The sequence below is a fragment of the Spirillospora sp. NPDC029432 genome (genome assembly GCF_040703975.1).
Taxonomy (GTDB): Bacteria; Actinomycetota; Actinomycetes; order Streptosporangiales; family Streptosporangiaceae; genus Spirillospora.
Genome location: NZ_JBEZWH010000006.1, coordinates 198,457 through 221,458, shown reverse-complemented (window position 1 = coordinate 221,458; position 23,002 = coordinate 198,457). Strand labels below are relative to the sequence as shown.

Here is a 23,002-nt window from a genome sequence, read left to right as displayed (position 1 = left end):
TCCCCAGCTAAGACAGGCGGGCCACCGGATCTGTGACAGCGCGGATGTCGAGGAGTGCGCGCGTCAGCGGGCGTCGTCGAGGACCTGGCGCAGCCGGCGCGCGAAGGCCTCCGGCTGCCCGGTCTGGCCGAACTCGCCGCCCATGAAGCCGCCGTGGTGGCTGGGGAACACCGTCGCCCGCCCGCCGAGCAGTTCGGCCGCCGCCACCGCGGTGCGCGCGGTGATGGCGGCCTCGGTCTCCTCGCCCACCGCGATCACGATCCGGGTGGGCGCCGCGGCCAGCGCCGCGATGTCGGGCCGGTAGTCGCTGACCGCCCAGGACCGGTCGGACAGCAGCGGATCGTCACGCGAACCGTCGTCCTCGGCCGGCAGCCCGAAGGCGGCGGGGTCGGGTACGGGCCGGGCGAAGTAGTCATCGGTGAACTCGCCCTGCCACGACGTCATCGCGATGAAGGCGGCCATGCCGGTGCCCCAGCCCTTGGCCTGGTACGCGTCGAGGATGCCGGCCCGGGCGCGCATGGCGGCCGGGGCGTCCGGCAGCAGCGCGATGAGCGGCGGCTCGTGCGCCACGAGGGTGGTCACGTCGCCGGGATGGGCCGTCACCAGGGCGAGCGCGGTCACGGCGCCGCCGCTGCTGGCGAACATCTCGACCGGGCCCGCGCCGAGCGCCTCGATCAGTGCGTGCACGTCGCCGGCCTGGGTCTGGGGCGTATGGTCGTCCCGGCCGTCCTTGCGGGTGCTGCGGCCCAGGCCGCGAGGGTCATAGGTGATCACGGTGCGCTCGGGGAAGTGGGACGCCAGCGTGGCGAAGCCGTCGGCCGTCATGGGCTGGCCGATCATGATCAGCGGCGGGTGCCCGCCGGCGGGCGGGAGCGGGCCGCGGACGTCATAGACGAGATCGGCCTCGGGCGTCTGGAGTGTCTGCACGGTCATACCCCTGTGGACTCCTTCCGCGGCGAGAACTCATCGCTTGAACGAGCGCCCGCCGGCGGCGAGTGCCTCCCCGAGGACGCCCACGGCCTTGGGGCCGACTCCGTGCATCGCGCGCAGTTCGGCCTCGGTCAGTTCGGCGACCTGGGCGAGGGTGGTAATGCCGGCGGCGGCGAGCGCCCGCGTGGCCGGCCGCCCGATGGCCCTGGGCAGGTCGCCGACGCCGCCGGCCGCCGCGGGGTCCGCGGCGGCGGCCTGCGCCGAGAGCCGCTTCGGCGCCCGCGAGAGCCACGCGCGCCGCACCCAGTGATTGAGCTGCTGCCCGTTGATGTCGGCGAGCCCGACGCGGACGCCGATCGCCTTCCCTCCATGCGTCAGCCGCTCGGCCCCCGGGTGTGCCGCCAGGAACTCGTCCGCCTCGCCCTCGGGCAGGAGCAGGTGCACGTCGTCGTCCCCGCCCGTCGAAGCGAAGCGCTTGCCGCGCACCGTGAACACCACCGTCCCGGAGCGCCCGGCCTCTTGGCCGGTCTCCAGCAGGGACAGCGCGGTCTTGCGTAGCTGGGCGAACGTCGTCACACGGCCTCCTTCGGCTCTCTCAGCCCATTCGGCTCTCCTGAGCCCATTCGACCATCCGCGCGCCCGGAACTCATCGGTGCCGCGATCGCGGCTTCGCCCAGCGCCGCCGGAAGGGTTCCCCGCCGCGCGGCCGCCGAATTTTGCAGAATGCGCATGTTTTCATAACATGAAAGCATGCGGGGGGATAGCGCCGGTGAGGGCGGGCTGCGGGAGCGCAAGAAGCGCGCCACGCGTGCCGCCCTCGTCGAGGCCGCGGTACGGCTGGCCGTCGAGCACGGAGCGGACAACGTCACCGTCGAGGCGATCAGCGAGGCGGCGGGCGTGTCCGCGCGCACGTTCTTCAACTACTTCGCCACCCGTGACGACGTCTTCGTCATGATCGGCGCGGAGTCGAGCGCCCGGATCCGGCGCGCGGTGACCGAGGCGCCCGCCGACCTCTCGCCGGTCGAGGCGCTGCGGGAGGCCATGGCGGCGGAGCTGGCCGACGTCGTGCGGCAGAACGAGCTGTGGAGCCTGCACGCCGAGGTGCTGCGCGCGTCGCCGCGCCTCCTCGTCCGCAGCATGGGCGTCCACATGGCCGACGAGGCCGAACTCGCCGAGGCGCTCGCGGACCGCGTCGGCACGGGCGCGTCCTCCGGACCCGGCGAGCGGCGGGCTCCGGCACCGGGCCTCTATCCGAGGCTGCTGGCGGCGGTCGCGGGCGCGGCCGTCCGGGTGGCCGTCGAGTACTGGTGCGCCCGGCAGGACGACCTCGTCTTCACCGACGTCTTCAACGAGGTGTTCGAGCACCTCGCCGAGGGCCTGCCCGCGCCGTCCGGGCCGGCCGGAGCGCACTGAGCCCGGCCACCCCGCCCCGCCCGTTCCTCGAAATCACCAGAGCTCGGAAAGAGATGCCCGTGAACGCACCACCGGCGCCCGGCCAGGCGTCCCCCGCCCCCATGTCCCAGCGGCAGATCCTGCAGGCCATGTCCGGGCTGATGGCGGGCATGTTCGTCGCCATCCTCGCCGGGACGGTGGTGGCCAACGCGCTGCCCCGGATCATCGCCGACCTGGGCGCCGGCCAGTCCTCCTACACCTGGGTCGTCACCGCCGAACTGCTGGCCATGACGGCCACGGTGCCGCTCTGGGGCAAGCTCGCCGACCTCTACAACCAGAAGCTCCTCCTCCAGCTCTCGCTGGGCATGTTCGTGGTCGGCTCGCTGCTGGCGGGCTTCTCCCAGGACGTGGGGCTGCTGATCTTCAGCCGGGTGGCGCAGGGCATCGGCGCGGGCGGCCTCACCGCGCTCGCGCAGGTCGTGATGGCCGCGATCATCCCGCCGCGCCGGCTGGGCAAGTACGCCGGGATCTTCGGCGCCGTGTTCGCCGTCGGCACCGTGGCCGGGCCGCTGATCGGCGGCGTCCTGGTGGACACCTCCTGGCTCGGCTGGCGCTGGTGCTTCTTCATCGGCGTGCCGTTCGCGCTGCTGGCCATCCTGCTGCTGCAGCGCACGCTGAAGCTGCCCACCGTCCGCCGCGAAGTGAAGATCGACTTCCTGGGCGCGTTCCTGATCGTCGCCGGCGTCTGCACCCTGCTGATCTGGGTCTCGCTGGCCGGCACGGAGTTCGACTGGGCCTCCTGGCAGACCGCCGCCCTGACCATCGGCGGCGTGCTGCTGCTGGCCGCCGCCGTCCTGGTCGAGTCGCGGGTCCCCGAGCCCGTCATCCCGCTCGGCATCTTCCGCAACCGCACCGTGACGCTGACGACCGTCGCCAGCCTGCTGGTCGGCCTGGCCATGTTCGGCGGCACCGTCTTCCTCTCGCAGTACTTCCAGGTCTCGCTGGGCAAGTCCGCGACGGTCGCGGGCCTGATGAGCCTGCCCATGATCCTCGGCCTGCTGGTGTCCTCGACCGTCGCGGGGCAGCTCATCAGCGCCACCGGGAAGTGGAAGATCTACCTCATCGCGGGCGCCGCCTTCATGACCGCGGGCCTGGGCCTGCTGTCCACCATCGGCTCCGACACCCACTTCGCCGTGCTCAGCGTCTACATGGCACTGCTCGGCATCGGCGTCGGCCTGCTCATGCAGAACCTCGTGCTCGCCGCGCAGAACGACGTCCCCGCGGCCGAGCTGGGCGCCGCGACCTCCGTGCTGTCCTTCTTCCGCAGCATGGGCGGCACCATCGGCACCAGCGTCCTCGGCGCGATCCTCGCCAACCGCGTCGCCGCCGAGATCACCGAGAGCCTCCAGGCGGCCGGCGCCCCCGCCGGCGGCCAGGCGGCCGGCCACTCCGTCCCCGACATGACGACCCTGCCCGCGCCGATGCGCGCCATCGTCGAGCACGCCTACGGGGTCGCCACCGCCGATCTCTTCCTCGTCGCCACGCCGTTCGCGCTGCTCGTCCTGCTCATCGTCCCGTTCATCAAGGAGAAGCCGCTGAAGACCACCAGCGGCATGGAGCGGCTCGCGGAGGAGAGCGACGGCAAGGCCCCGGCCGCCGCCACGTGACACGCCCCGCGCCGGGGCGCGCCGCCGGCCGACCGGTTCGGCGGGTCGTACCGGCACCGCTCCGGCGCGCCCAGGCAGACAGAGATGTCTGACAGTTGGGGGATCGCCTCCGCCCCGCCGTTCCGGACCGGTAGATTTCGATCATGGGCTGGGATGGCGACGGGGTGTTGGCGGGCCGGTACCGGAACCTCGGCCTGATCGGCCAGGGCGGCATGGGCTCGGTGTGGCGGGCCCATGACATCGACCTCGACCGCGAGGTGGCCGTCAAGGAACTCCGGGTGCCCGAGGAGGTCACCGACCAGGAGCGGCGCGTCTGGTACGCCCGGATGGAACGCGAGGCCCGCGCCGCCGCCCGGCTGCGGCACACGGGCATCGTCACCGTGCACGACCGGGTGATGGGCGAGGACGGCCGCCCCTGGATCGTGATGGAGCTGGTCCGCGGCCGTTCCCTCGAACAGCTGCTGGCCGAGCGGCAGGCGCTCCCGCGGCGCCAGGTCGCGGAGATCGGGCTCGCGATGCTGGACGCACTCTCGGCCGCCCACGCCCAGGGCGTCGTGCACCGCGACGTCAAGCCGGCCAACGTGCTCCTGGAGGGCGACAGGGTCCTGCTCACCGACTTCGGCATCGCCGCGCTGGAGGGGGACGTCACCATCACCCGCTCGGGCATGGTGCTGGGCACGCCCGCCTACATGTCCCCCGAGCAGGTGGAGGGCAGGGCCGTCACGCCGGCCTCGGACCTGTGGTCCCTGGCCGCCACCCTGTACGCGGCGGTCGAGGGCCGCCGCCCGTTCGACGGGCCCAGCCACGGCGCCGTCTTCGTCGCGATCGCCACCCGGCAGCCGCCACCGCCCCGGTGCGGCGGGCCGCTGGCGCAGGTCCTGGACGGCCTCCTCCGCAAGGACCCCGATGAGCGCCTCTCCGCCGCGCAGGTCCGCGACCTGCTGAACGCCGTCCTGGACCCGGCCGCCGCGACCGCGTCCGACGACCGGCCGCCCGCCCGTCACCGTCCGCCCCGTACCGCGATCCTCCACCCGCCCGCCCGCGCCGTCGCGCCCCCGCGCTACCGGACGGCGCTCGTCAGAGTCGCCCTCGCGTGCACCGCGCTCGCCGTCCTGGCCTTCCTGGCCGGGCCGTGGACGGGGTCCAGCGGGGACAGTCCCATCGGGATCCACTCGCAGAAGGCGGCTCTTCTGATGCTGCCCGTGCTCGTGGCGTTCATCGTCATGTGCGGGCTGTGGTTCCTGCCGCACAGGCCGGCGCTCGTCCTCGCCCTGATGATCGCGATCCTCGGCGGCGTGCACGTGGAGGCCCTCATCGTGTACGCCTACCGGCATGACGAGGCCGCCCCGGTCATCGAGCCGCACGTCGGATTCGAGGTCTCCTGGGTACTGAGCACGCTCGCGTTCCTGCTCGCGTTCGCCGCGGTGAACCCCTCGCTCGCCGCACGGGTGAGGGACCCGCCCGCCCGCCTCGCCCTGCTCACCGCGGCCGTGCTCGCCGAAGGCCTGTTCGCCCTGGTGTGGGTCGTGCCCGTCTACACGATCGCGGGATCCGGCCTGGAGTGGGAACCGGACGGCAACGCCCCCCTCATCGCCCCTCTCCTCCTCCTGGGCCTGATCTGGCTCGGCGTCCAGCCGTTCATCTGGTCGAGCAGGGTCAGAGCCGAGTTCTCCCGCCGCTGAGGCGACGGCGGCCTCAGGAACGGGCCCGGCCGCGGGCGTAGTGCCGCCCGGCCTTCGCCCGGTTGCCGCACCGGCGCATCGAGCACCACTGCCGGTTGCGGGCCGGGGAGCGGTCCACGAACCGCAGGCCGCAGTCGTCGGCCGCGCACACGCGCAGCCTGCCCGTCTCCGCGCCGGTCACCAGATCGATCGCGTCCACCGCCACCTGCGCCAGCGCGGTGGCCACCGCGGGGCCCGACGGCACGCGCGAGGGGCGGCCGGCGGCGTCGAGGGCCAGCCGCGGCGCGAGCGGCACCGCACCGGCCACCTCGTTGATCGCCTGCGCCGCCGCGTCCGGCACCGGCCGGCCCTCGGCGGCCGCGAAGACCGCGCTGTCGATCGCGCCGCGCAACCGCCGTGCGGCCGCCAGGTCGGCCGGTCCGGCCGCCCCGATCTGCGTGAAGCCCGCCTCACGTAGCCATCTGGCCAGGTCATCAGGGGTGTGAAGCGTCTCGCGACCGCCGCGGACACGGTCTCGCAGCGTGTTGAGCAGATCGACGCTGGAACGCCCGCCGTCCCACACCCAGTCGCCCACACAGTCGCCCATAACCCCATCTTAGGGTTAGGCTCGGCTCTAACCGTCTTAGGGGGTTATAGATGATCACGGACATCGCCGAGGTCAACGGGACCCGGCTGTACTACCGGCGGGCGGGGGAGGGGCCGCTGGTGCTGCTCCTGCACGGCTGGCCGCAGACCGGGCACTGCTGGCACCGGCTCATCGAGCCGCTCGCCGCCGGCCACACCGTCGTCGCGCCCGACCTGCGCGGCTACGGCTCCAGCGACAAGCCGCGCACCGGCCACGACAAGCGGACCAAGGCCGAAGACCTGCACCAGCTCGTGGCCGCGCTCGGCTTCGACTCCGCCGCGGTGGTCGGCCACGACCGGGGCGCCCGGGTCGCGCACCGCTGGGCCCTGGACCACCCGGACGACATCACCCGGCTGATGCTGCTGGACGTCGTCCCGACCCGGGAGATGTGGCGGCGGATGGATCACCGGCTGGCCGCCGGAAGCTGGCACTGGCTCTTCCACCTCCAGCCCGACCTGCCGGAACGGCTCGCCGGCGCGGACGTCGCCGGGTACCTGCGGCACTTCTTCGACGCCTGGTCGTACCGCCCGCTGCCGGAGGACGACATCGCCGAGTACGTCCGGGCGTTCTCCGCGCCCGGCGCGCTGCGCGCCGGCTTCGACGACTACCGGGCGTCCTTCCCGGACGACGCCGAGGCCGACGACGCCGACGCGGCGGCGGGCCGGAAGATCGCCATGCCGCTGCGCGTGCTGTGGGGACGGGCCAGCTTCCTCGCCGGGATCGACGCGGTCGCGGTCTGGCGCGACTACGCAGAGGACGTCACCGGCACGGTGGTCGAGGACTGCGGCCACTTCCTCGCCGAGGAACGCCCCGAGCGGATGCTCGCCGAACTGCGGGAGTTCCTCGCCGCCTGACGCCGAGGCGCCGGTCTTCCGAACCGGCCGCGTCCCGCCGTCCCCGTAAGCTTGGACGTGTGGCTCCACTGCTGACCCTGCTCGACGGTGTCCGCTGGCGGGGCGTGCCGCTGGCGGGCGAACGCGCGCAGGCCCTGCTGGCCGTGCTCGCGCTGCACGGAGGGACGGACGTCGGCGACGGGCACCTGATCCAGGAGCTGTGGAGCGAGGAGCCGCCCGCCAACCCCGTCAAGGCGCTGCAGGTGGTGGTCTCCCGCACCCGCACGGCCACCTGCCCCGACGCCGTGGTGCGCACGGCACGCGGCTACCGGTCCGGCCTGCCCGCCGGCCAGGTGGACGCGCTCCTGCTCTTCGACCTCGCCGAACGGGCGCGCGGGGCGCTGGGCGAGGGCGACACCGCGTCGGCCCGCCGGTACGCCGAGGAGGCGATCGCCCTGGGCGGGAACGGCCCCGGGCCGGCCACCGGGCCGCTGGGCGACCTGCGCGCGGTCGCGTCCGAGCGGCTGGCCGAGGCGCGCCGCGTGCGGGCCGTCGCGCTCAGCAGGGACGGCGACCACGCGGACGCCCTGCCCCTGCTGGAGGAGTGCGCCGCCGTCCGGCCGCACGACGAGGAGGTGCTGGCCTGCCTGCTGCGCAGCGAGGCGGCGGTACGCGGCGCCGCCGCGGCACTGGAACGCTACGAGCGCTACCGCACGGACCTGGCCGAGCGGCTCGGCTCCGACCCCGGCCCCGGGCTGGCGCGCGTGCACGCCGGGCTGCTGGCCGCCGACCGGCCGGTGCGCGAGGGCATCCTGTACGACGGCTCCTCGCTGCTGGGCCGCGACGGCGACATCCGCACCATCCACGCCCTGCTGGAGACCGGCCGGGTCGTCTCCATCGTCGGCCCCGGCGGGCTGGGCAAGACGCGGCTGGCGCACGTCGCGGGCCGGAACGCCGCGCAGCCGGTGGCGTACTTCGTCGAGCTGGTCGCCGTGTCCTCCCCGGAGGGCGTGGTGAGCGAGGTGGGGGCGGCGCTCGGGGTGCGCGACTCGATCGCCGGGATGCGGGTGCTGACCCCGCAGCAGCGCGCCGACGTGCGCACCCGCATCGCCAGGCATCTGGACCAGGTGCCCGCGCTGCTCATCCTGGACAACTGCGAGCACGTCATCGAGGCCGTCGCCGACCTGGTGGCGTTCCTCGTGGCCGGCACCCGCGACCTGCGGGTGCTCACCACCTCGCGGGCCCCGCTGGCGATCCCCGCCGAGCGGGTCCACCAGCTCGGCGAGCTGGGCACGGGCGACGCGGTCGAGCTGTTCCGGCAGCGGGCCACGGCCGCACGCCCGGACGTGCGGCTCGACGCGGACGCCGTACGGGAGATCGTCACCCGGCTCGACGGGCTGCCGCTGGCCATCGAGCTGGCCGCGGCCAAGGTGCGGGTGATGTCGGTCGAGGAGATCGGGCGGCGGCTGGTGGACCGGTTCGCCCTGCTGCGCGGCGGCGACCGCAGCGCTCCCGACCGGCACCGGACGCTGCTCGCGGTCATCGACTGGTCCTGGAACCTGCTGGACGAGCCGGAACGGTCCGCGCTGCGCCGGCTGTCGCTGTTCGGCGACGGCTTCTCCCTGGAGACGGCCGAGCGCCTGCTGGGTCCCGAGGCGCTGCAGGCCGTTCACGCGCTGGTCGAGCATTCCCTGCTGAGCGTCAGGGAGACCGGGTACGGCCTGCGGTACCGCATGCTGGAGACGGTCCGGGAGTTCGGCCTGATGCGCCTGGCCGAGGCCGGCGAGACGGCGCGGGCGCGGGAGGCGCAGCGATCCTGGGCGGTCGAGTACTGCGCGCGGCACGCCGGCGAGCTGTTCGGCCCCGGCCAGTTCGCGGCGGTGGACGCGCTGCGCGCCGAGGAGGGCAACCTGGCCGACCTGCTGCGCCGGGCGCTCGCCGAGGGCGACCGGGCGACGGCGGTGCGGCTGCTGGTCGCCGTCGGCGCGCTGTGGTCGCTCCAGGGCGACCATCCCCGGCTCATCGCGCTCGGCGGCGCGATCGCCCGTGCGTTCCGCGGCTGGTACCCGCCCCCCGAGCTGGAGGAGCCGACCAGGGCGGCGCTCAGCGTGGTGCTCATGAACATGATGGTGGTCTCCGAGAGCGGCCGCGAGATGCGCGACCTGCTCGCCCGCCTGCCGGACCGCGACATCGGCGACGGCCGCCTGCGGGCGATGACGGAGGTGGTGCTGGCCACCGATCCGGTGTTCGGCGACGAGGCGCACCGGCGGCTGGCGAAGCTGAGCCGGAGCACCGACCGCGACCTGGCGCTGCTGGCGTCGCTGACCCTGAGCCACGCGCTGGAGAACGTCGGGGAGCTGGCGGCCGCGACCGAGGCGGCGGAGCGCGCGCTGGCCCTGATCCGGCCGGACGAGGGCCCGTGGACGGCGGCCATCCTGCACGCCACGCTGGCCCAGCTGGCCATGCAGCGGGGCGACCGCGCGGGCGCGGACGGCCACGCCCGCGCCGCCCTGCCCGTCATGGCCAGGGTCGGCGCCGGCGACGACGAGGCGCAGCTGCGCTCCCTCATCATGTTCAACGCCATCCAGGCGGGCGACCTGGAGACGGCCGAGGCCGAGTTCGCGGGGCTGACGGCGGCGGTCGGCGACGGCGAGGCGGTGCAGCTCGGCCTGGCGTTCATCCCGATGTGCGCGGCCGAGCTGGCGCTCGCCCGCGACGACCCCGCGGAGGCCCTGGCCAAGTGCCGGCAGGCCGTGCGGCGGACCCGCGGCCTGCGGGTGCCCGGACTCCCGCAGCTGGGTTCCGAACCGTTCGTGCTCGTCTCCGCGGCGATCTCGCTGACCGCGCACGCGTACCACGCCGGCCCGGCGGACGTGCGCTACGGCGAGGAGCTGTTCGCCACCCAGTCCGCCTTCCTCGCCGGGGAGGTGCTGAACCCGGACAACCCGTGGCTGGACTACCCGGTGGCCGGGACGATGCTGTTCGCGCTCGGCGCGTGGGGCCTGCTCCGCGGCGCCCTGCCGCCGGACGACGCGATCGCCCTGCTGGTGCTGGCCGAGCGCTTCTCCTACCAGCGCATGGTGCCCAGCATGGCCTTCGAGCGGATCGAACCGTACGCGGAAGGGGCCGCGCCGGGGACGATCGCCGCCGTCCGGGCGGAGTACGGCGATCGGCGCGGCCCCGACCTGCTCGGCGAGGCCAGGCGGCGGCTGGGCGGCCGCGGCTCACATGTGCCGCTTGTAGCTCCGCACGGCCAGCGGGGCGAAGACGGCGATGCAGATCAGGCAGGCCAGTAGCGTCCAGCCGACCTCGCCGCTGACGGTCCCGTGGTTGGCGAGGTCGCGGGCGGCCGTGACCAGGTGCGAGACCGGGTTGACCTTGACGAAGGCGGCCAGCCAGCCGGGCAGCGTGTCCACCGGCACGAACGCGTTGGACAGGAACGTCAGCGGGAACAGGATCATCATCGAGATGCCCTGCACCGCCTGGGCGCTGCGCGCGATCGTGCCGATCCAGGTGAACACCCACGCCAGCGACCAGCCCGTGACGATCGCCAGCGCGATCGCGGCGAGCGTCCCGGCGACGCCGCCGCCCGGCCGGTAGCCGATCAGGATTCCCATGCCGAACGTCAGCCCGGCGGCGATCGTGTACCGCACCAGGTCGGCGACCATCGGCCCGGCCAGCGGCGCGATGCGGGCGATCGGCAGCGACTTGAACCGGTCGAAGACGCCCTTCTCCAGGTCCTCGCGGAGCTGGGTGCCCGTCGCCATGCACGTGGTCAGCACGGTCTGCGCGAGGATGCCGGGGATCATGAGCGGCAGGTAGCTCCCCACGTCCCCGGCGATGGCGCCGCCGAAGATGTAGGCGAACATCGCCGTGAACAGGATCGGCTGCATCGTCACGTCGACGAACTGCTCCGGGTTGCGGAACATCTTCTTCACCGCCCGCCAGGCCATGGTCATGGTCTGGCTCAGCGTCTCGCCCAGGGTGACGCGCCGCCGTGCGGCCGCCACGCGGTCGGCGGCCCGCACGGTGCGGCGGGCCGGCGCGGTCAGGGTGCTCATCGGTCCTCCCCGTCGTTCTCGCCGGCCTCGTGTCCGGTGAGGGCCAGGAACACTTCGTCCAGGCTGGGCTTGTCCACGCTCACCGACGCGACCGGCACCCCGGCGGTGCGCAGCGCGATCAGCACGTCGGCGGCCAGGTCGGCCCGGCCGAGCGGCGCGGTCAGCCGTCCCTGCTCCGGGCTGAGGACGGGCTCCACGCCGAGCACGCCCCGTACGATCGACACGGCCCGCTCCACGTCGCCGGGTTCGGCGAGCACCACCTGGAGGGCGGAGTCGCCGACCGTGGTCTTCAGCTCGTCCGGGGTTCCCTCGGCCACCTTCCGGCCGTGGTCGATGACCGCGACCCGGTCGGCGAGCTGGTCGGCCTCGTCCAGGTACTGCGTGGTCAGCAGGACCGTGCAGCCGTCGGTGACCAGGTCGCGGATGGTGTCCCACATCTGGCCGCGGGTGCGCGGGTCGAGCCCGGTGGTCGGCTCGTCAAGGAAGATCAGCGGCGGCTTGGTGATGAGGCTGGCCGCCAGGTCCAGCCGCCGCCGCATCCCGCCGGAGAACTGCGCAATCGGCTTGCCGGCCGCCTGCTCCAGCCCGAACCGCCCCAGCAGGTCGGCCGCGATCCGCTTGGCCTGCGCGGACCTGATGCCCTGGAGGCGTCCGAACAGCCACAGGTTCTCGCTCGCGGTCAGGTTCTCGTCCACCGACGCGTACTGGCCGGTGACCCCGACCAGCTGCCTGACCACGTGCGGGTTCGCCGCGACGTCCACTCCGAAGATCTCGGCCCGCCCGGAGTCGATCCGCAGCAGGGTCGCCAGCATCCGCATGGTCGTGGTCTTGCCGGCGCCGTTCGGCCCGAGGACCCCGAAGACCTCGCCCGGCCGCACGTCCAGATCGATCCGGTCGACGGCCCGGTGCGCGCCGAACGTCTTGACCAGCCCCTCGGCCCGGACGGCGCTCACCGCCGTCCCGGTGCCGGATCTCGTCTCCACTTCTGTAACGCTCATGATCACAGGTTCGGCGGCCCCGGTTTCACCGCACCTTCACGCCGGTTTCGGCGGCCCCCCGAGCGTGAAGCCGTACGCGCCGGCCTGCATACGTCGACGATATGCCGTGCTGCCTAGGCTGGAGGTATGCGCGTGCTGATCGTGGAGGACGAGCCCTACCTGGCCGAGGCCGTCCGTGACGGCCTGCGGCTGGAGGCGATCGCCGCCGACATCGCCGGCGACGGCGACACCGCCCTGGAGCTGCTCGGCGTCAACTCCTACGACCTCGCGGTCCTGGACCGTGACATTCCCGGCCCGTCCGGGGACGAGGTCGCCCGGCGGATCGTCGCCTCCGGCAGCGGCATCCCGATCCTCATGCTCACCGCCGCCGACCGGATCGACGACAAGGCCTCGGGGTTCGAGCTCGGCGCCGACGACTACCTCACCAAGCCGTTCGATCTCCGCGAGCTCGTGCTGCGGCTGCGGGCGCTGGACCGCAGGCGCGCCTACGCCCGGCCTCCGGTCCGCGAGATCGCGGGCCTGCGGCTGGACCCCTTCCGCCGGGAGGTCTTCCGCGACGGACGCTACGTCGCGCTCACCCGCAAGCAGTTCGCCGTACTCGAAGTCCTCGTCGCCGCCGAGGGCGGAGTCGTCAGCGCCGAGGAACTCCTGGAACGGGCCTGGGACGCCAACGCCGACCCGTTCACCAACGCCGTCCGCATCACCGTCTCCGCCCTGCGCAAGCGGCTCGGCCGACCATGGGTCATCACCACGGTGCCCGGCGTCGGCTACCGGATCGACACCGCCATGGACCCCGCCCACGCCGGCGGCACGGATGAATAGGCGCCCGGGGCTCAGCGCCCGGATGAGGCTCACCCTCAGTTACGCCGGATTCCTCATGGTCGCGGGCGCCTTGCTGCTGGCCGTGGTGTGGGTGTTCCTGCTGCGCTACGTGCCCGAAGGCGCGATCAGCATCTCCGGGCCGGGACGCGACCGGCCCGGCGGGCCGCCCGGGCACTTCATACCCGGCCGCTCCGACCTGCAGAAGGCCTTCTTCCCCCGCGCGGCCGCGGCGCTGGCCGTCCTCCTGGCGTTCGGCCTCCTGGGAGGGTGGATCCTGGCCGGCCGGATGCTCGCACCGCTCACCCGGATCGCGGACGCGGCACGGATGACCTCCGCCGGATCCCTGTCCCACCGGATCCGGCTGGAAGGCCGCCGGGACGAGTTCCGCGAACTCGCCGACGTGTTCGACACCATGCTCGACCAGCTGGAATCCCACATCGCCGAACAGCGGAGATTCGCCGCCAACGCCTCCCACGAGCTGCGCACCCCGCTGGCGATCTCGCGGACCCTCCTCGACGCCGCCCGCGACGACCCCGCCCACGACCAGGGCGAGCTCATCGCACGCCTCCACACCGTCAACACGCGGGCGATCGACCTCACCGAGGCCCTCCTGGTGCTCAGCCGCGCCGACCGCCGGAGCTTCACCCGCGAGCCCGTCGACCTGTCCCTCCTCGCCGAGGAGGCCGCCGAGACGCTGCTTCCCCTGGCCGAGAAGCGTCAGATCACGCTCGAGGTCACCGGCGAGAAGGCACAGACCGCCGGCTCCGCGGAGCTCCTCCTGCGGGTGGTGATGAACCTCGTCCAGAACGCCATCGTCCACAACCTCCCCGCCGGCGGCGCCGTGACGGTCCACACCGGATCGTGGGACGGCACGAGCGTCCTGCGGGTCGAGAACACCGGCCGGCCGGTCCCGCCGGAGCTGATCCCGACCCTCACCGAGCCGTTCCAACGCGGGACGCAGCGCATCCGCGCCGACGAGCACGCCGGCATGGGTCTCGGCCTGGCCATCGTGCAGAGCATCGTCCGAGCCCACAACGGGACCCTCGACATCGCCCCGCGCCCCGCCGGCGGACTCCTCGTCACCATCCGGCTCGCCGGCACGCCCCCGAACGGGCCCCGCTAGCGGGTGTATCGCGGGCGTATCGAAAACCGCATACGCCCCCGCAACCCCCTCCCGTCTTCATTGGAGGCATGGACCACAGTGCCTCCCCGCCAGCGTCATCCCGCCGTCCGGGCGGGAGCGTGCTCGCCGGTCTGGTGATCCTCGGTGTGGCGATCACCAGGCCCGATGCCCGCCCCGCTCTCGCCGCACCTTCGGCGTTCAGAACGCGCGCCTTCGCGGCCGTCACCCGGCTCCTCGCGGTGCTGCTGGTGCCGATCGCCTTCTGCCGTTCACCGGGCCGCTCCCGCTTCCTGGCCTGCCAGTGGGCGTTGGGCCTGCGCTTCCCCGCCGAGGACCTCCGCGGGCTGGCACCGGAGACGCTGGCGGCGTTCACGCACGCGCGGGCCGAGGCGTTCTGGCGGTACGGGCAGCTGATCAGCCTCACCTCGGGATACCGCGACGCGGCGGAGCAGCAGCGGATCTTCACCGAAGAGGTGCGGCGCACCGGTTCGGTGGCCGCGGCACGGCGCCGGGTGCTGCCCCCGGAGGAGTCCGGCCACGTGCGAGGGCTCGCGCTCGACGTCCGCCCGACCGAGGGCGCGCGGTGGCTGGAAGAGCACGGTGGGCGGTACGGGCTCTACCGCGTCTACGACAACGAATGGTGGCACTTCGAGTACCGCACGGTCGAACCGGTCCGGCTGCCGCATCCGGGCTACCGCGGCTCGGCCGCCTGAGCCCGGCGTACGTCCTACCTTGGTCCCTCGGGCGGCGAGATCGCCCGAGGGACCGTTCGCGATCATGCTGCCCGGCTGCCGGCGGCCGGCATGATGGGGAAATCGAAATAGGTGTCGGGGTACGGTTCGTCTCTCAGCGTGTAGTGCCACCACTCGTGGTCGTACCGCACGAAGCCGGCATCCTCCATGATGGAGCAGAGGCGCCGACGGTTTCTGGACTCGGCCTCGGTGATCCCCTGTGCTCCGTGATGGGAGACCGGGTCCATCAGGTCGTGGCCGCCGCCCATGAGGGCGAGCTCTCCGGTGGCCAGGTGGTAGAGGGTCAAGTCGACGGTGCCGCCGCGGCTGTGGCCCGACTTCGCGGCCACATACCCCTGCTCGAACATCTCCGTCCGGTCGATGTTCGGGTAGTGCCGCGGCTTCGTCCGGCCGTCCTCCGGCTGTCTTGACCAGCGCAGGAAGCAGTCCACGGCGCGTTGAGGACGGTAGCCGTCCCAGAGCAGCAGACCGAAGCCGAGGGAGACGGCCTGCTCCTGCGCCCGTCCCAGGGCCGCGCACAGGGCCCTCGTGCCGGCGATCCGATTCGCCAGGTAGCCGTCCACCGGCTTTCCGGTGAAGTTGTCCCAGGTGGCGTACTTGGCGTCCCAGCGGATGCCGGGCACCATCTCGTCCACGAACACGAAGTCGTCGTTCATCGCTCGCTCCCGCGCAGCGCCGTCGACACGAGCCGAACGATCACTTCGGACAGCGGCAGCCCGGCGGCCTCCATCATCCGGGGATAGCGGCTGTAGGAGGTCAGGCCGGGCAGGGTGTTGACCTCGTTGAGGACCACCTGCCCGCCGTCCGTGAGGAACATGTCGACGCGGGCGAGCCCGCGGCAGCCCAGGGCGCGGTAGACGGCCGCGGCGGCCTCCCGGACGAGCCGGCGCGAATCGTCGGGGATGTCGGCGGGAACGATGAACGTCGAGTTCTCCGAGCCGGTCTCCGGGGACTCCTCCTGATGGATCCTGAAGAATCCGTGCGACAGATCGACGCGGTCCACTTCGCCGATCACCAGGTCGGACCCCTCACCCAGGATCGCGCAGCCGATCTCTTGGCCGGCCACCGCCTCCTCGATCAGGATCTTCGAGTCGTACCGTCCCGCGGTCTCCAGCGCGCTCGGCAGCTCGTCCTCGCCGGCGACCTTGCTGACGCCGAACGAGGAACCCGAGCGAGCGGGCTTCACGAAGACGGGATAGGCGAGTTCGCTGGGATCGACGTCCTCACCGCGCTCCACGATCCGGATGCTCGGCGTGAGGACTCCGGCCCTGCTCGCGACGGTGTAGGTGAGCGACTTGTCCATGCACACCGCGGAGCTTTGGATGTCGCACCCGACGTAGGGGATTCCAGACAGCTCCAGCAAGCCCTGGATCGCGCCGTCCTCGCCGAACCTCCCGTGAAGCACGGGCAGGACCACGTCGAGGCGGATCACTTCGTACGAGCCGTGCTCCCGCACCATCAGCCCATGGACGCTCCTGTCCGGAGACAGCATCACCGGTCGCGAGGCGCCGGTGTCCCAGCCTGGGGCGGGGGAATCGCAGAGCCTCCAGCCGCCGTCGGTCGTGATGCCGATCCAGAACGGCTCGTACCGGTCGGTGTCGATGCTCTTCGCGACCTCGCGCGCGGACTTCACGGAGACGGGGTGCTCTTCGGAGGCGCCTCCGAAGAGGATTCCGACCTTCGACCTAGGCATGCCGTTCTCCGCTTTCGTAGTTCAGGCAGTTGATGAGGCTGTTCTCGACGGTGTCCGCCAGGGCGTGGTCCGTGTAGTACGCGGTGTGGGGAGTGATGAGGACGTTCGGCAGCCTTTGCAGGCGCGCGATGGTGTCATCGATGGGTCTTCCTCTGCAGTCGGCGTAGAAGACCCCTTCCTCGCCCTTGAGGACGTCCAATGCCGCGCCGCCCAATCGGCCGCTCTCCAACGCCAGAAGCAGCGCTTCCGTATCGAGGAGCGGGCCGCGTGCCGTATTGACGATGAACGCGCCCTGCTTCATCCGCTCGATGCGCCGGCGGTCGAGGAGGTGGTGCGTGTCCGCGGTCAGGGGAGTGTGCAGCGTGACGATGTCGCTGCCGCCGAGCAGTTCTTCGAGGGCGACGTGTTCGGCCGACGTCCTGGCACGGGTGTCGTGGGCGAGCACGCGGCTGCCGAAGCCTCGCAGCCGGTCGATGACGGCCGTGCCGATGCGTCCCGTACCGACCACTCCGACGGTCAGGTCCCGCAGTTCCCTGCCGCGCTTCTCGCCCAGGCGGTAGTCGTGGGCCTCGGCGCGAAGGACGACTGATCTCATATGGCGCACGGCCATCAGCATCAGCATCAGCGTGTGGTCTGCGACGCTGTCCGGCGAGTAGGCGACGTTGCCGACGGAAATGCCGACGCTCTCCGCGTATTCCACGTCGATGTGGTTGTAGCCGATGCTCCTCGTGGAGATGTACTCCACGCCGGCCCGGCTCAGTGCGAGCAATGCGGGATTCGTGATGCGGGTCTTGTGCCCGACACTGACGCAACGGTTGCCGCGTGCCAGGTCGACGGTGGCTTCAGAGAGCGCGGCTTCGGTGATGGTCGGCACCACGCCGAAGCGAGGGGCCAGTTTTCGGAACAGGACGGCCTCGTCCTGACCGCAGCTGTAGATCGTGATTCCCGTCGTGGAGGCGGCGGGCGAGGACGGCGGCCCCGATCCGGTTCTGGACGCCGCTGCTGGTGCTGGTCCGCTGGAGCTCATGCCGTCCAGCCAACAGAGACCGATGTTGCCGGTGCGTATCGGATTTTCGATATGCCGGCGATAGGGAGAGGCCGTCCAGCGGGCCCACCGGCGTTCTGACCTCCTATCGTGAGAATTGCGCGCCGGCGGCGTCCGACCATGTTCAGAGCCCGTAGGGCCGGCCGCCGGAGCGGACGGCTCAGAGATCGGCCTCGCCGTGAAGATAGCGTCCCGGGGTGGTCCCGACCGTACGGCGGAACGCCGCGAGGAACGCGCTCGGCGTCGCGTACCCCACCGCGTGCGCGGTCTCGGACACCGTGCGGCCCTCGGCGAGGAGGGTCAGCGCCGCCCGCAGGCGCATGTGGGTGCGCCAGCGTTCGAAGCTCATGCCGGTGTCCTGAACGAACAGCCGGGTCAGGGTACGGCGGCTCACACCGGCGGCCCTGGCATGCGCGTCGAGGCTGCGCGGGTCTGCCGGGTCGGCGAGCAGCGCGCCGGTGACCGCGCGCACCCGCTCGTCGGCCGGGACCGGCACGTCGATGGGGGTGGCCGGGAGAGGGTGCAGCAGGTCGAAGACGACCGCCTCGGCCCGCAGCCGCGGGCCGTCGGGGAGGTCCGGGCGGCCGAGGTGGGCGATCAGGTGGGCCAGCAGGCCGTCGACGGCGACCGCGGTGGGGACGGTCCAGTCCAGGGGGCACCGGCCCGGCTCGAAGTAGAGGCCGTGCAGCACGGCGTCGCGGGTGGCGCCCGTCCGGTGGACGACGCCCGCGGGCAGCCACAGCGCCCGGGTCGGCGGCAGGACCCAGTACGCGTCGTCGACGGCGACGCCGAGCACGCCCCGCCGCGTCCAGGCGAGCTGGTGATGGGTGTGGTCGTGCGCCGGAATCCACTCGCCCGACGACAGGGGGAAATGCCCCACGACGATCGCTCCCACCGCGGGCGGAACGGCGGTGTCGAATCCGGCCATGCCGCGAAGCCTATGTCCTCAACGCGACATCACGCGGCCTCGTTGCGGCTAGTGGCCAGGGGAGGGCGGCGCATAGCGTTCCCCGCATGCCGATCGACGACCCACGCCATCCTCGAAGCCGACCGTCCGGCGGTGGGAGGTCCACCACGACACCGAGACCGGACGGCCGCCGCCGCCCGGCGCTGGTCGTCCTGTGCTTCGTGCAGTTCATGCTGGTCCTGGACGACAACGTGGTGAGCGTCGCCCTCCCCAGCCTCCGCGGCGACCTCGGTCTCGGCACCGCCGGACTGGCCTGGGTCGTCAACGCCTACTTTCTCGCCTTCGGCGGGCTGCTGCTGACGGCCGGGCGCATGGCCGATGTGCTGGGCAGGCGCCGGGTCTTCCTCACCGGGGTCGCGCTGTTCGGCATCGCGAGCACCGCCTGCGGGCTCGCCCAGGAGCCCTGGCAGCTCATCTCCGGCCGGTTCGTCCAGGGAGCCGGCGCGGCCATGGCGAGCCCCGCCGCACTCTCCATGATCACCCTGCTGTTCCCCGGCACCGGGGAACGCGCCAGGGCCTTGAGCGTCTGGGGCGCCGTCGCGGCGCTGGGCGGCACCTCGGGCCTGGTGATCTCGGGCGTGCTGACCGGCCTGGCCTCATGGCGCTGGATCTTCCTGATCAACCTGCCCGTGGCGGCGGTGGCCCTCGTCCTGCTGCCTCGCCTGACCGCCGAGAGCCGGGCCGCCGGACGGGCGCGCCCCGACATACCCGGCGCGCTCCTGGGGACCGCCGCCGTGGTGTCCCTGGTCCACGGCCTGCTCCAAGCCGGGGAATCGGGCTGGGCGGACCCGGCCGTCATCGGCCCCCTTCTCCTTGCCGCCGCCTTGGCCGCCGGGTTTCTGATGGCGGAGGCGCGGGCGGAGGCGCCACTGGTGCCCATGTCCTTCCTGGCCGATCGGACGCGGGCCGTCGCCAACGGCGCGACCCTGCTGTTCTCCGTGGCCATGTACGCGATGGCCTTCCTGCTGATGATCCACCTGCAGACCGTCCTCGGCTACGGGCCGCTCAAGGCCGGCGTCGCCTACCTGCCGTACGGCGCCGGAATCCTCGCGGGCATGCGGCTCTCCACTCCCGCGATGCTGAAGATGGGCGTGCGCTGGACGCTGGTGCCGTCGTTCCTGATCACTTCGGCCGGACTGCTGCTTCTGGCCGGCGTGGCCGCAGGCGACTCCTACGCGACCGGCGTACTACCGGGCATGCTCGTCACGAGCCTGGGGTGCGGCCTGAGCCTGCCGACCCTGACGGTCGCCGCGCTCACCGGCACCACCGACGAGAACGCCGGTCTCGGCTCGGCCATCCTCAACTCCGTCCAGCAGATCGGCGGCGCGGTGGGGATCGCGGTCCTGGTCACCCTGGCCGAGCGCCGCAACGACGCCGTGGCGAACGCGGCGGACTCGCCGGGGGCCGCGACCGAGGGCTTCTCCTCCGCCCTCGTCATCGCCGCCGTCCTACTCGTCCTTGGCGCGGTCCTCATCGCCGTCCTGCTCAGAAAAGTAGCGCCTGGCCGCCATGATGCCGCCGTCCAGGGAGCGGGCACCGAGCAGCAGGCCCGGGAGCACTCATCCAGGGACGCCTAAGAATGCCTGGCGCGTGCCCGAAGGGCTCGTACGGCACTCACGCCCAGTGCCGTGAGCGCGAACAGCAGCATGAGGCCGAAGCCCGCCGCGACGACCCCCGGCGCGATCCAGCTCCGAGACCCCGGCGGGACCGCCGTGCCCGAACCGGCCGACATCCTCGTCCGGACCCGATCGCCGACGCCGTGCGGACACTTCCCGGGCGCCTCCAGCCGGACCTTGGTACGGACCGTCCCACGGCCGTCCGGCCGGAAGTCACCCACGCAGCCACGAGAACCGCCCTTCCCGGCGGAATGGCCCGTGACGGTCAGCGTTCCCGCGATGCCGCCTTTCTCGTGAGCCAACCGATGGTGAGTCCAGGAGACGAACCCCATGGCTCCTGTGACCGCGACCAGTGCGAGGACGAAGGTGCCCAGGACGATGTAACCGCATCCGTTCCATCGTCTGCTCACAGTCCACAGCCCTTCTCTGTACGGAAACAGCGCGACCCTCGACACTGCCCGTCCTGCCGAGGTGGCGGCGTTCAGTGTCGGAGCGCCCAGTCCGGCGCCCAGGTTCGGGCGGTGTCGGGCGCGGTCGCCGTGGCGGCGAGGTGGGCGCGGAGGACGGGCAGCGCCGGGTGGGGGTTGTCGCGGTGCCAGAGCAGGGAGTGTGGGTAGACGGGCGTCGGGTCGGTCACCGGGATGCGGCGCAGGTTGTGGTCGGCGGGCCAGATGAGGCGGGTGTCCCCGCCCATGAAGGTGGCCAGGGCCGGGGTGTCGGCGACGGTGTCCAGGAGCGCGTCGGAGCCGAAATTGGGGCCGGTCGCCTCGATGGTGATGCCGAACTCGGCCACGAGGTCGTCGTAGTAGGCGGCCCACTCGGTACCGGGGACGACTCCGGGCATCCAGATCCGGTGCCCGGCGAGCCGGGGGAGGGGCACCGACCGGGCGCCCGCCAGCGCGTGGGCCGGGCCGGTGAGGAGCTGCAGCCGCTCATCGAGCACCCAGACGGACTCGACGTCCTCGGGCAGGGGACGGCCGGGCATGGCGACGGCACGGAAGGACGCGTCGATCGAGCCGGACCGGATGGCGGCGACGGCCGTCTCGATGTCGAACAGCATCACCACGTCGAGGTCGATCTCGGGGTGCGCGCGGTGGAAGCCGCGCATCAGGCCCGACGCCGCGCTGCGCGAGGCGAGCACGTCGACGCGCAGCGGACGGCTGCCGGTGCGTACGGACTCGACCGCGCGCTCGGCGACGCGCAGCAGCTCGCGGGCGTGGGGCAGGAACGCCTGCCCGTCGATGGTGAGTTCGGCGCCGCGTGCGGTACGGGTGAACAGCCGCACGCCGAGGTCGCGCTCCAGCGCGGCGATGCGTTTGGAGACGGCCTGCTGGGTGACCGCCAGCTCGGCCGCGGCCTCCTGGAACTGTCCCGCGTCGGCGGCGGCGACGAAGGTCCGGACGGTTTCGAGGTCCACCCCCACACCCTACGGGTACAACCGATGGTTGTGGAGGTGTGGCCTGAGGTTGTTTGATCCCCAGGTACCGGGCTCGCTTTGATGCTGCTGGTCGCGAAACGGTTGTGCGGGCAAGTGGCGAGGGGCGTCGGAGCATGCGGAGCGGGCACCGGTTGGGACGGCGGTTCGGATGGCTCTGGGCGGCATACGGGACCAGCGCGTTCGGGACGTGGCTCGCCTTCGGCGCGTTCCCGCTGATCGCCGTCCAGGTGCTGCACGCCGGACCGGCGCAGGTCGCCGCGCTGGCCGGCGTCGGGGCGGCGGTGGGCGCGGCCGCGGCGGTACCGCTCGGCCCGTGGGTGGAGTTCCGCCGCAAACGGCCGGTGCTGATCGGGACGGACCTGGTGCGGTGCGCGGCGCTGCTGACGGTCCCCGCCGCGTTCGCGCTCGGGGTGCTCTCCTTCGTCCACCTGCTGCTGGTCTCGGCCGTCGTCGCGGCAGCCGACATCACGTTCCGCGCCGCCTCGGGCGCGTACCTGAAGACGCTGCTGCCGGCCGGGGACCTGCTCGTCGCCAACGCCCGATTCGAGTCCACGGCCTGGACGACCACGATCGTCGGGCCGCCGCTGGGCGGCGCGGCGATCGGGCTTCTCGGCCCGGTGGCGACCGTACTGGCCGACGCGATCAGCTATCTGCTCTCGGCCCTGGGCATCCGCGCGATCGGCGCGCATGAGCCACGCCCCGAGCGCCGCGAGGCCACGCGCATGCGCGCCGGGGACCTGCTCGACGGATGGCGGTACATCCTCGCCGACTCGGCGCTGCGTCCGCTGTTCTTCAACACCGCCCTGTTCAACGGCCTGGTGATGGCCATCGACGCGCTGCTGGCCGTCCTGATGCTCGGCCGGCTCGGATTCGCGCCGTGGCAGTACGGCCTCGCCTTGGCCGCGCCCGCGATCGGCGGGCTGATCGGTGCGCGGCTGGCCCGGCCGCTCGTCACCCGGTTCGGGCAGTACCGGGTCCTGATCATGGCCGGGACGCTGCGCGTGCTCTGGCCCCTCGGGCTGGCCTTCGTGGGGCCGGGAACCGCGGGGCTGCTGCTGGTGATGGGCGTCGAGCTCGGGCTCATCTTCTGCTGCGGGGTCTTCAACCCCGTCTACGCCACCTACCGCCTCGAACGCACCCCGACCGACCGGGTCACCCGCACGCTGACCGCCTGGACGGTGACGACCAGGGCCACCACCGCGGTCCTGACCGTCCTCTGGGGCGTGCTGGGCAGCCTGCTCGGCGCCCGCACGGCCATCGGCCTGGCCGGCGTACTCCTGCTGGCGACCCCGCTGCTACTCCCGCGCCGCACGCCCGCGCCCCTCCCCGAACCGAATACGCAGTCGCTCCACGCGTAG

General features: G+C 72.7%; 20 protein-coding genes. 10 read left to right on the top strand and 10 right to left on the bottom strand.

Features of this window, described 5'->3' with window-relative positions:
• Nucleotides 1-63: 63 nt before the first annotated feature.
• Together AB0881_RS07235 and AB0881_RS07230 are read right to left on the bottom strand one after the other, a co-directional pair.
• Nucleotides 64-933 (bottom strand): alpha/beta hydrolase, encoded by an 870-nt coding sequence (locus AB0881_RS07235; RefSeq protein ID WP_366614990.1) that lies wholly within the window; start codon nt 931-933, stop codon nt 64-66.
• Nucleotides 934-963: 30 nt separating this feature from the next.
• Nucleotides 964-1,506, bottom strand: a complete 543-nt coding sequence (locus AB0881_RS07230) for a hypothetical protein (protein WP_366614989.1) — start codon at nt 1,504-1,506, stop codon at nt 964-966.
• 174 nt (nt 1,507-1,680) lie between these two features.
• On the opposite strand from AB0881_RS07230, the gene AB0881_RS07225 reads away from it, so the two are divergent.
• From AB0881_RS07225 to AB0881_RS07215, 3 genes are all read left to right on the top strand, one after another.
• On the top strand, nt 1,681-2,343 hold the full coding sequence (locus AB0881_RS07225) for a TetR/AcrR family transcriptional regulator (RefSeq protein WP_366614987.1): 663 nt from the start codon (nt 1,681-1,683) through the stop codon (nt 2,341-2,343).
• Between the two features lie 53 nt (nt 2,344-2,396).
• Nucleotides 2,397-3,989: an MDR family MFS transporter gene (locus AB0881_RS07220; RefSeq protein ID WP_366614985.1), complete on the top strand. Its 1,593-nt coding sequence runs from the start codon at nt 2,397-2,399 to the stop codon at nt 3,987-3,989.
• A 143-nt stretch (nt 3,990-4,132) separates the two neighbouring features.
• Nucleotides 4,133-5,671, top strand: a complete 1,539-nt coding sequence (locus tag AB0881_RS07215; protein ID WP_366614983.1) for a serine/threonine-protein kinase — start codon at nt 4,133-4,135, stop codon at nt 5,669-5,671.
• A 13-nt stretch (nt 5,672-5,684) separates the two neighbouring features.
• Here AB0881_RS07215 and AB0881_RS07210 read toward each other — a convergent pair whose 3' ends face one another.
• On the bottom strand, nt 5,685-6,257 hold the full coding sequence (locus tag AB0881_RS07210; RefSeq protein ID WP_366614981.1) for an ABATE domain-containing protein: 573 nt from the start codon (nt 6,255-6,257) through the stop codon (nt 5,685-5,687).
• 50 nt (nt 6,258-6,307) lie between these two features.
• On the opposite strand from AB0881_RS07210, the gene AB0881_RS07205 reads away from it, so the two are divergent.
• A complete protein-coding gene (locus AB0881_RS07205; protein WP_366614980.1) occupies nt 6,308-7,150 on the top strand; it encodes an alpha/beta hydrolase in 843 nt (280 codons plus the stop codon).
• 59 nt (nt 7,151-7,209) lie between these two features.
• On the top strand, nt 7,210-10,425 hold the full coding sequence (locus tag AB0881_RS07200) for a BTAD domain-containing putative transcriptional regulator (RefSeq protein ID WP_366614979.1): 3,216 nt from the start codon (nt 7,210-7,212) through the stop codon (nt 10,423-10,425).
• Here the strand turns inward: AB0881_RS07200 and AB0881_RS07195 are convergent.
• The gene (locus tag AB0881_RS07195) at nt 10,354-11,190 is read right to left on the bottom strand and encodes an ABC transporter permease (protein ID WP_366614978.1); all 837 of its coding nucleotides are present in this window, start codon (nt 11,188-11,190) and stop codon (nt 10,354-10,356) included. The two genes, AB0881_RS07200 and AB0881_RS07195, sit on opposite strands and share 72 nt — an antisense overlap.
• Nucleotides 11,187-12,188 carry an ATP-binding cassette domain-containing protein gene (locus tag AB0881_RS07190; protein WP_366614977.1) on the bottom strand — a complete coding sequence of 334 codons (1,002 nt, stop codon included), beginning with the start codon at nt 12,186-12,188 and terminating at the stop codon, nt 11,187-11,189. The genes AB0881_RS07195 and AB0881_RS07190 overlap by 4 nt, the downstream gene beginning before the upstream one ends.
• Before the next feature lie 126 nt (nt 12,189-12,314).
• Between AB0881_RS07190 and AB0881_RS07185 the strand changes: the two genes are divergently transcribed.
• The 3 genes from AB0881_RS07185 (at nt 12,315) to vanY-N (ending at nt 14,846) form a co-directional block, all read left to right on the top strand.
• The gene (locus tag AB0881_RS07185; RefSeq protein ID WP_366614976.1) at nt 12,315-13,010 is read left to right on the top strand and encodes a response regulator transcription factor; all 696 of its coding nucleotides are present in this window, start codon (nt 12,315-12,317) and stop codon (nt 13,008-13,010) included.
• Between the two features lie 22 nt (nt 13,011-13,032).
• Entirely contained in the window at nt 13,033-14,133 is a 1,101-nt protein-coding gene (locus tag AB0881_RS07180; RefSeq protein ID WP_366614974.1) for a HAMP domain-containing sensor histidine kinase, read from the top strand.
• A 119-nt stretch (nt 14,134-14,252) separates the two neighbouring features.
• A complete protein-coding gene (gene vanY-N / locus AB0881_RS07175) occupies nt 14,253-14,846 on the top strand; it encodes a D,D-peptidase/D,D-carboxypeptidase VanY-N (RefSeq protein WP_366614973.1) in 594 nt (197 codons plus the stop codon).
• Between the two features lie 62 nt (nt 14,847-14,908).
• Here vanY-N and vanX read toward each other — a convergent pair whose 3' ends face one another.
• The 4 genes from vanX to AB0881_RS07155 all read right to left on the bottom strand — a co-directional run bounded on the left by vanX (nt 14,909) and on the right by AB0881_RS07155 (nt 18,551).
• A complete protein-coding gene (vanX, locus tag AB0881_RS07170; protein ID WP_366614972.1) occupies nt 14,909-15,541 on the bottom strand; it encodes a D-Ala-D-Ala dipeptidase VanX in 633 nt (210 codons plus the stop codon).
• Nucleotides 15,538-16,578 carry a D-alanine--(R)-lactate ligase gene (gene vanA / locus AB0881_RS07165; RefSeq protein WP_366614970.1) on the bottom strand — a complete coding sequence of 347 codons (1,041 nt, stop codon included), beginning with the start codon at nt 16,576-16,578 and terminating at the stop codon, nt 15,538-15,540. The genes vanX and vanA overlap by 4 nt, the downstream gene beginning before the upstream one ends.
• Nucleotides 16,571-17,605, bottom strand: coding sequence for a D-isomer specific 2-hydroxyacid dehydrogenase family protein (locus AB0881_RS07160; protein WP_366614969.1), 1,035 nt, complete (start codon nt 17,603-17,605; stop codon nt 16,571-16,573). Before AB0881_RS07160 ends, vanA begins: the two co-directional genes overlap by 8 nt.
• Nucleotides 17,606-17,783: 178 nt before the next feature.
• A complete protein-coding gene (locus AB0881_RS07155; RefSeq protein ID WP_366614967.1) occupies nt 17,784-18,551 on the bottom strand; it encodes a helix-turn-helix transcriptional regulator in 768 nt (255 codons plus the stop codon).
• Nucleotides 18,552-18,637: 86 nt separating this feature from the next.
• Between AB0881_RS07155 and AB0881_RS07150 the strand changes: the two genes are divergently transcribed.
• Nucleotides 18,638-20,167: an MFS transporter gene (locus tag AB0881_RS07150; RefSeq protein ID WP_366614966.1), complete on the top strand. Its 1,530-nt coding sequence runs from the start codon at nt 18,638-18,640 to the stop codon at nt 20,165-20,167.
• A 520-nt stretch (nt 20,168-20,687) separates the two neighbouring features.
• Here AB0881_RS07150 and AB0881_RS07145 read toward each other — a convergent pair.
• Entirely contained in the window at nt 20,688-21,623 is a 936-nt protein-coding gene (locus tag AB0881_RS07145) for a LysR family transcriptional regulator (protein ID WP_366614964.1), read from the bottom strand.
• Between the two features lie 134 nt (nt 21,624-21,757).
• Here AB0881_RS07145 and AB0881_RS07140 point away from each other — a divergent pair, with 134 nt between their 5' ends.
• Complete coding sequence (locus AB0881_RS07140; protein ID WP_366614962.1) at nt 21,758-23,002, top strand: MFS transporter; 1,245 nt, start codon at nt 21,758-21,760, stop codon at nt 23,000-23,002.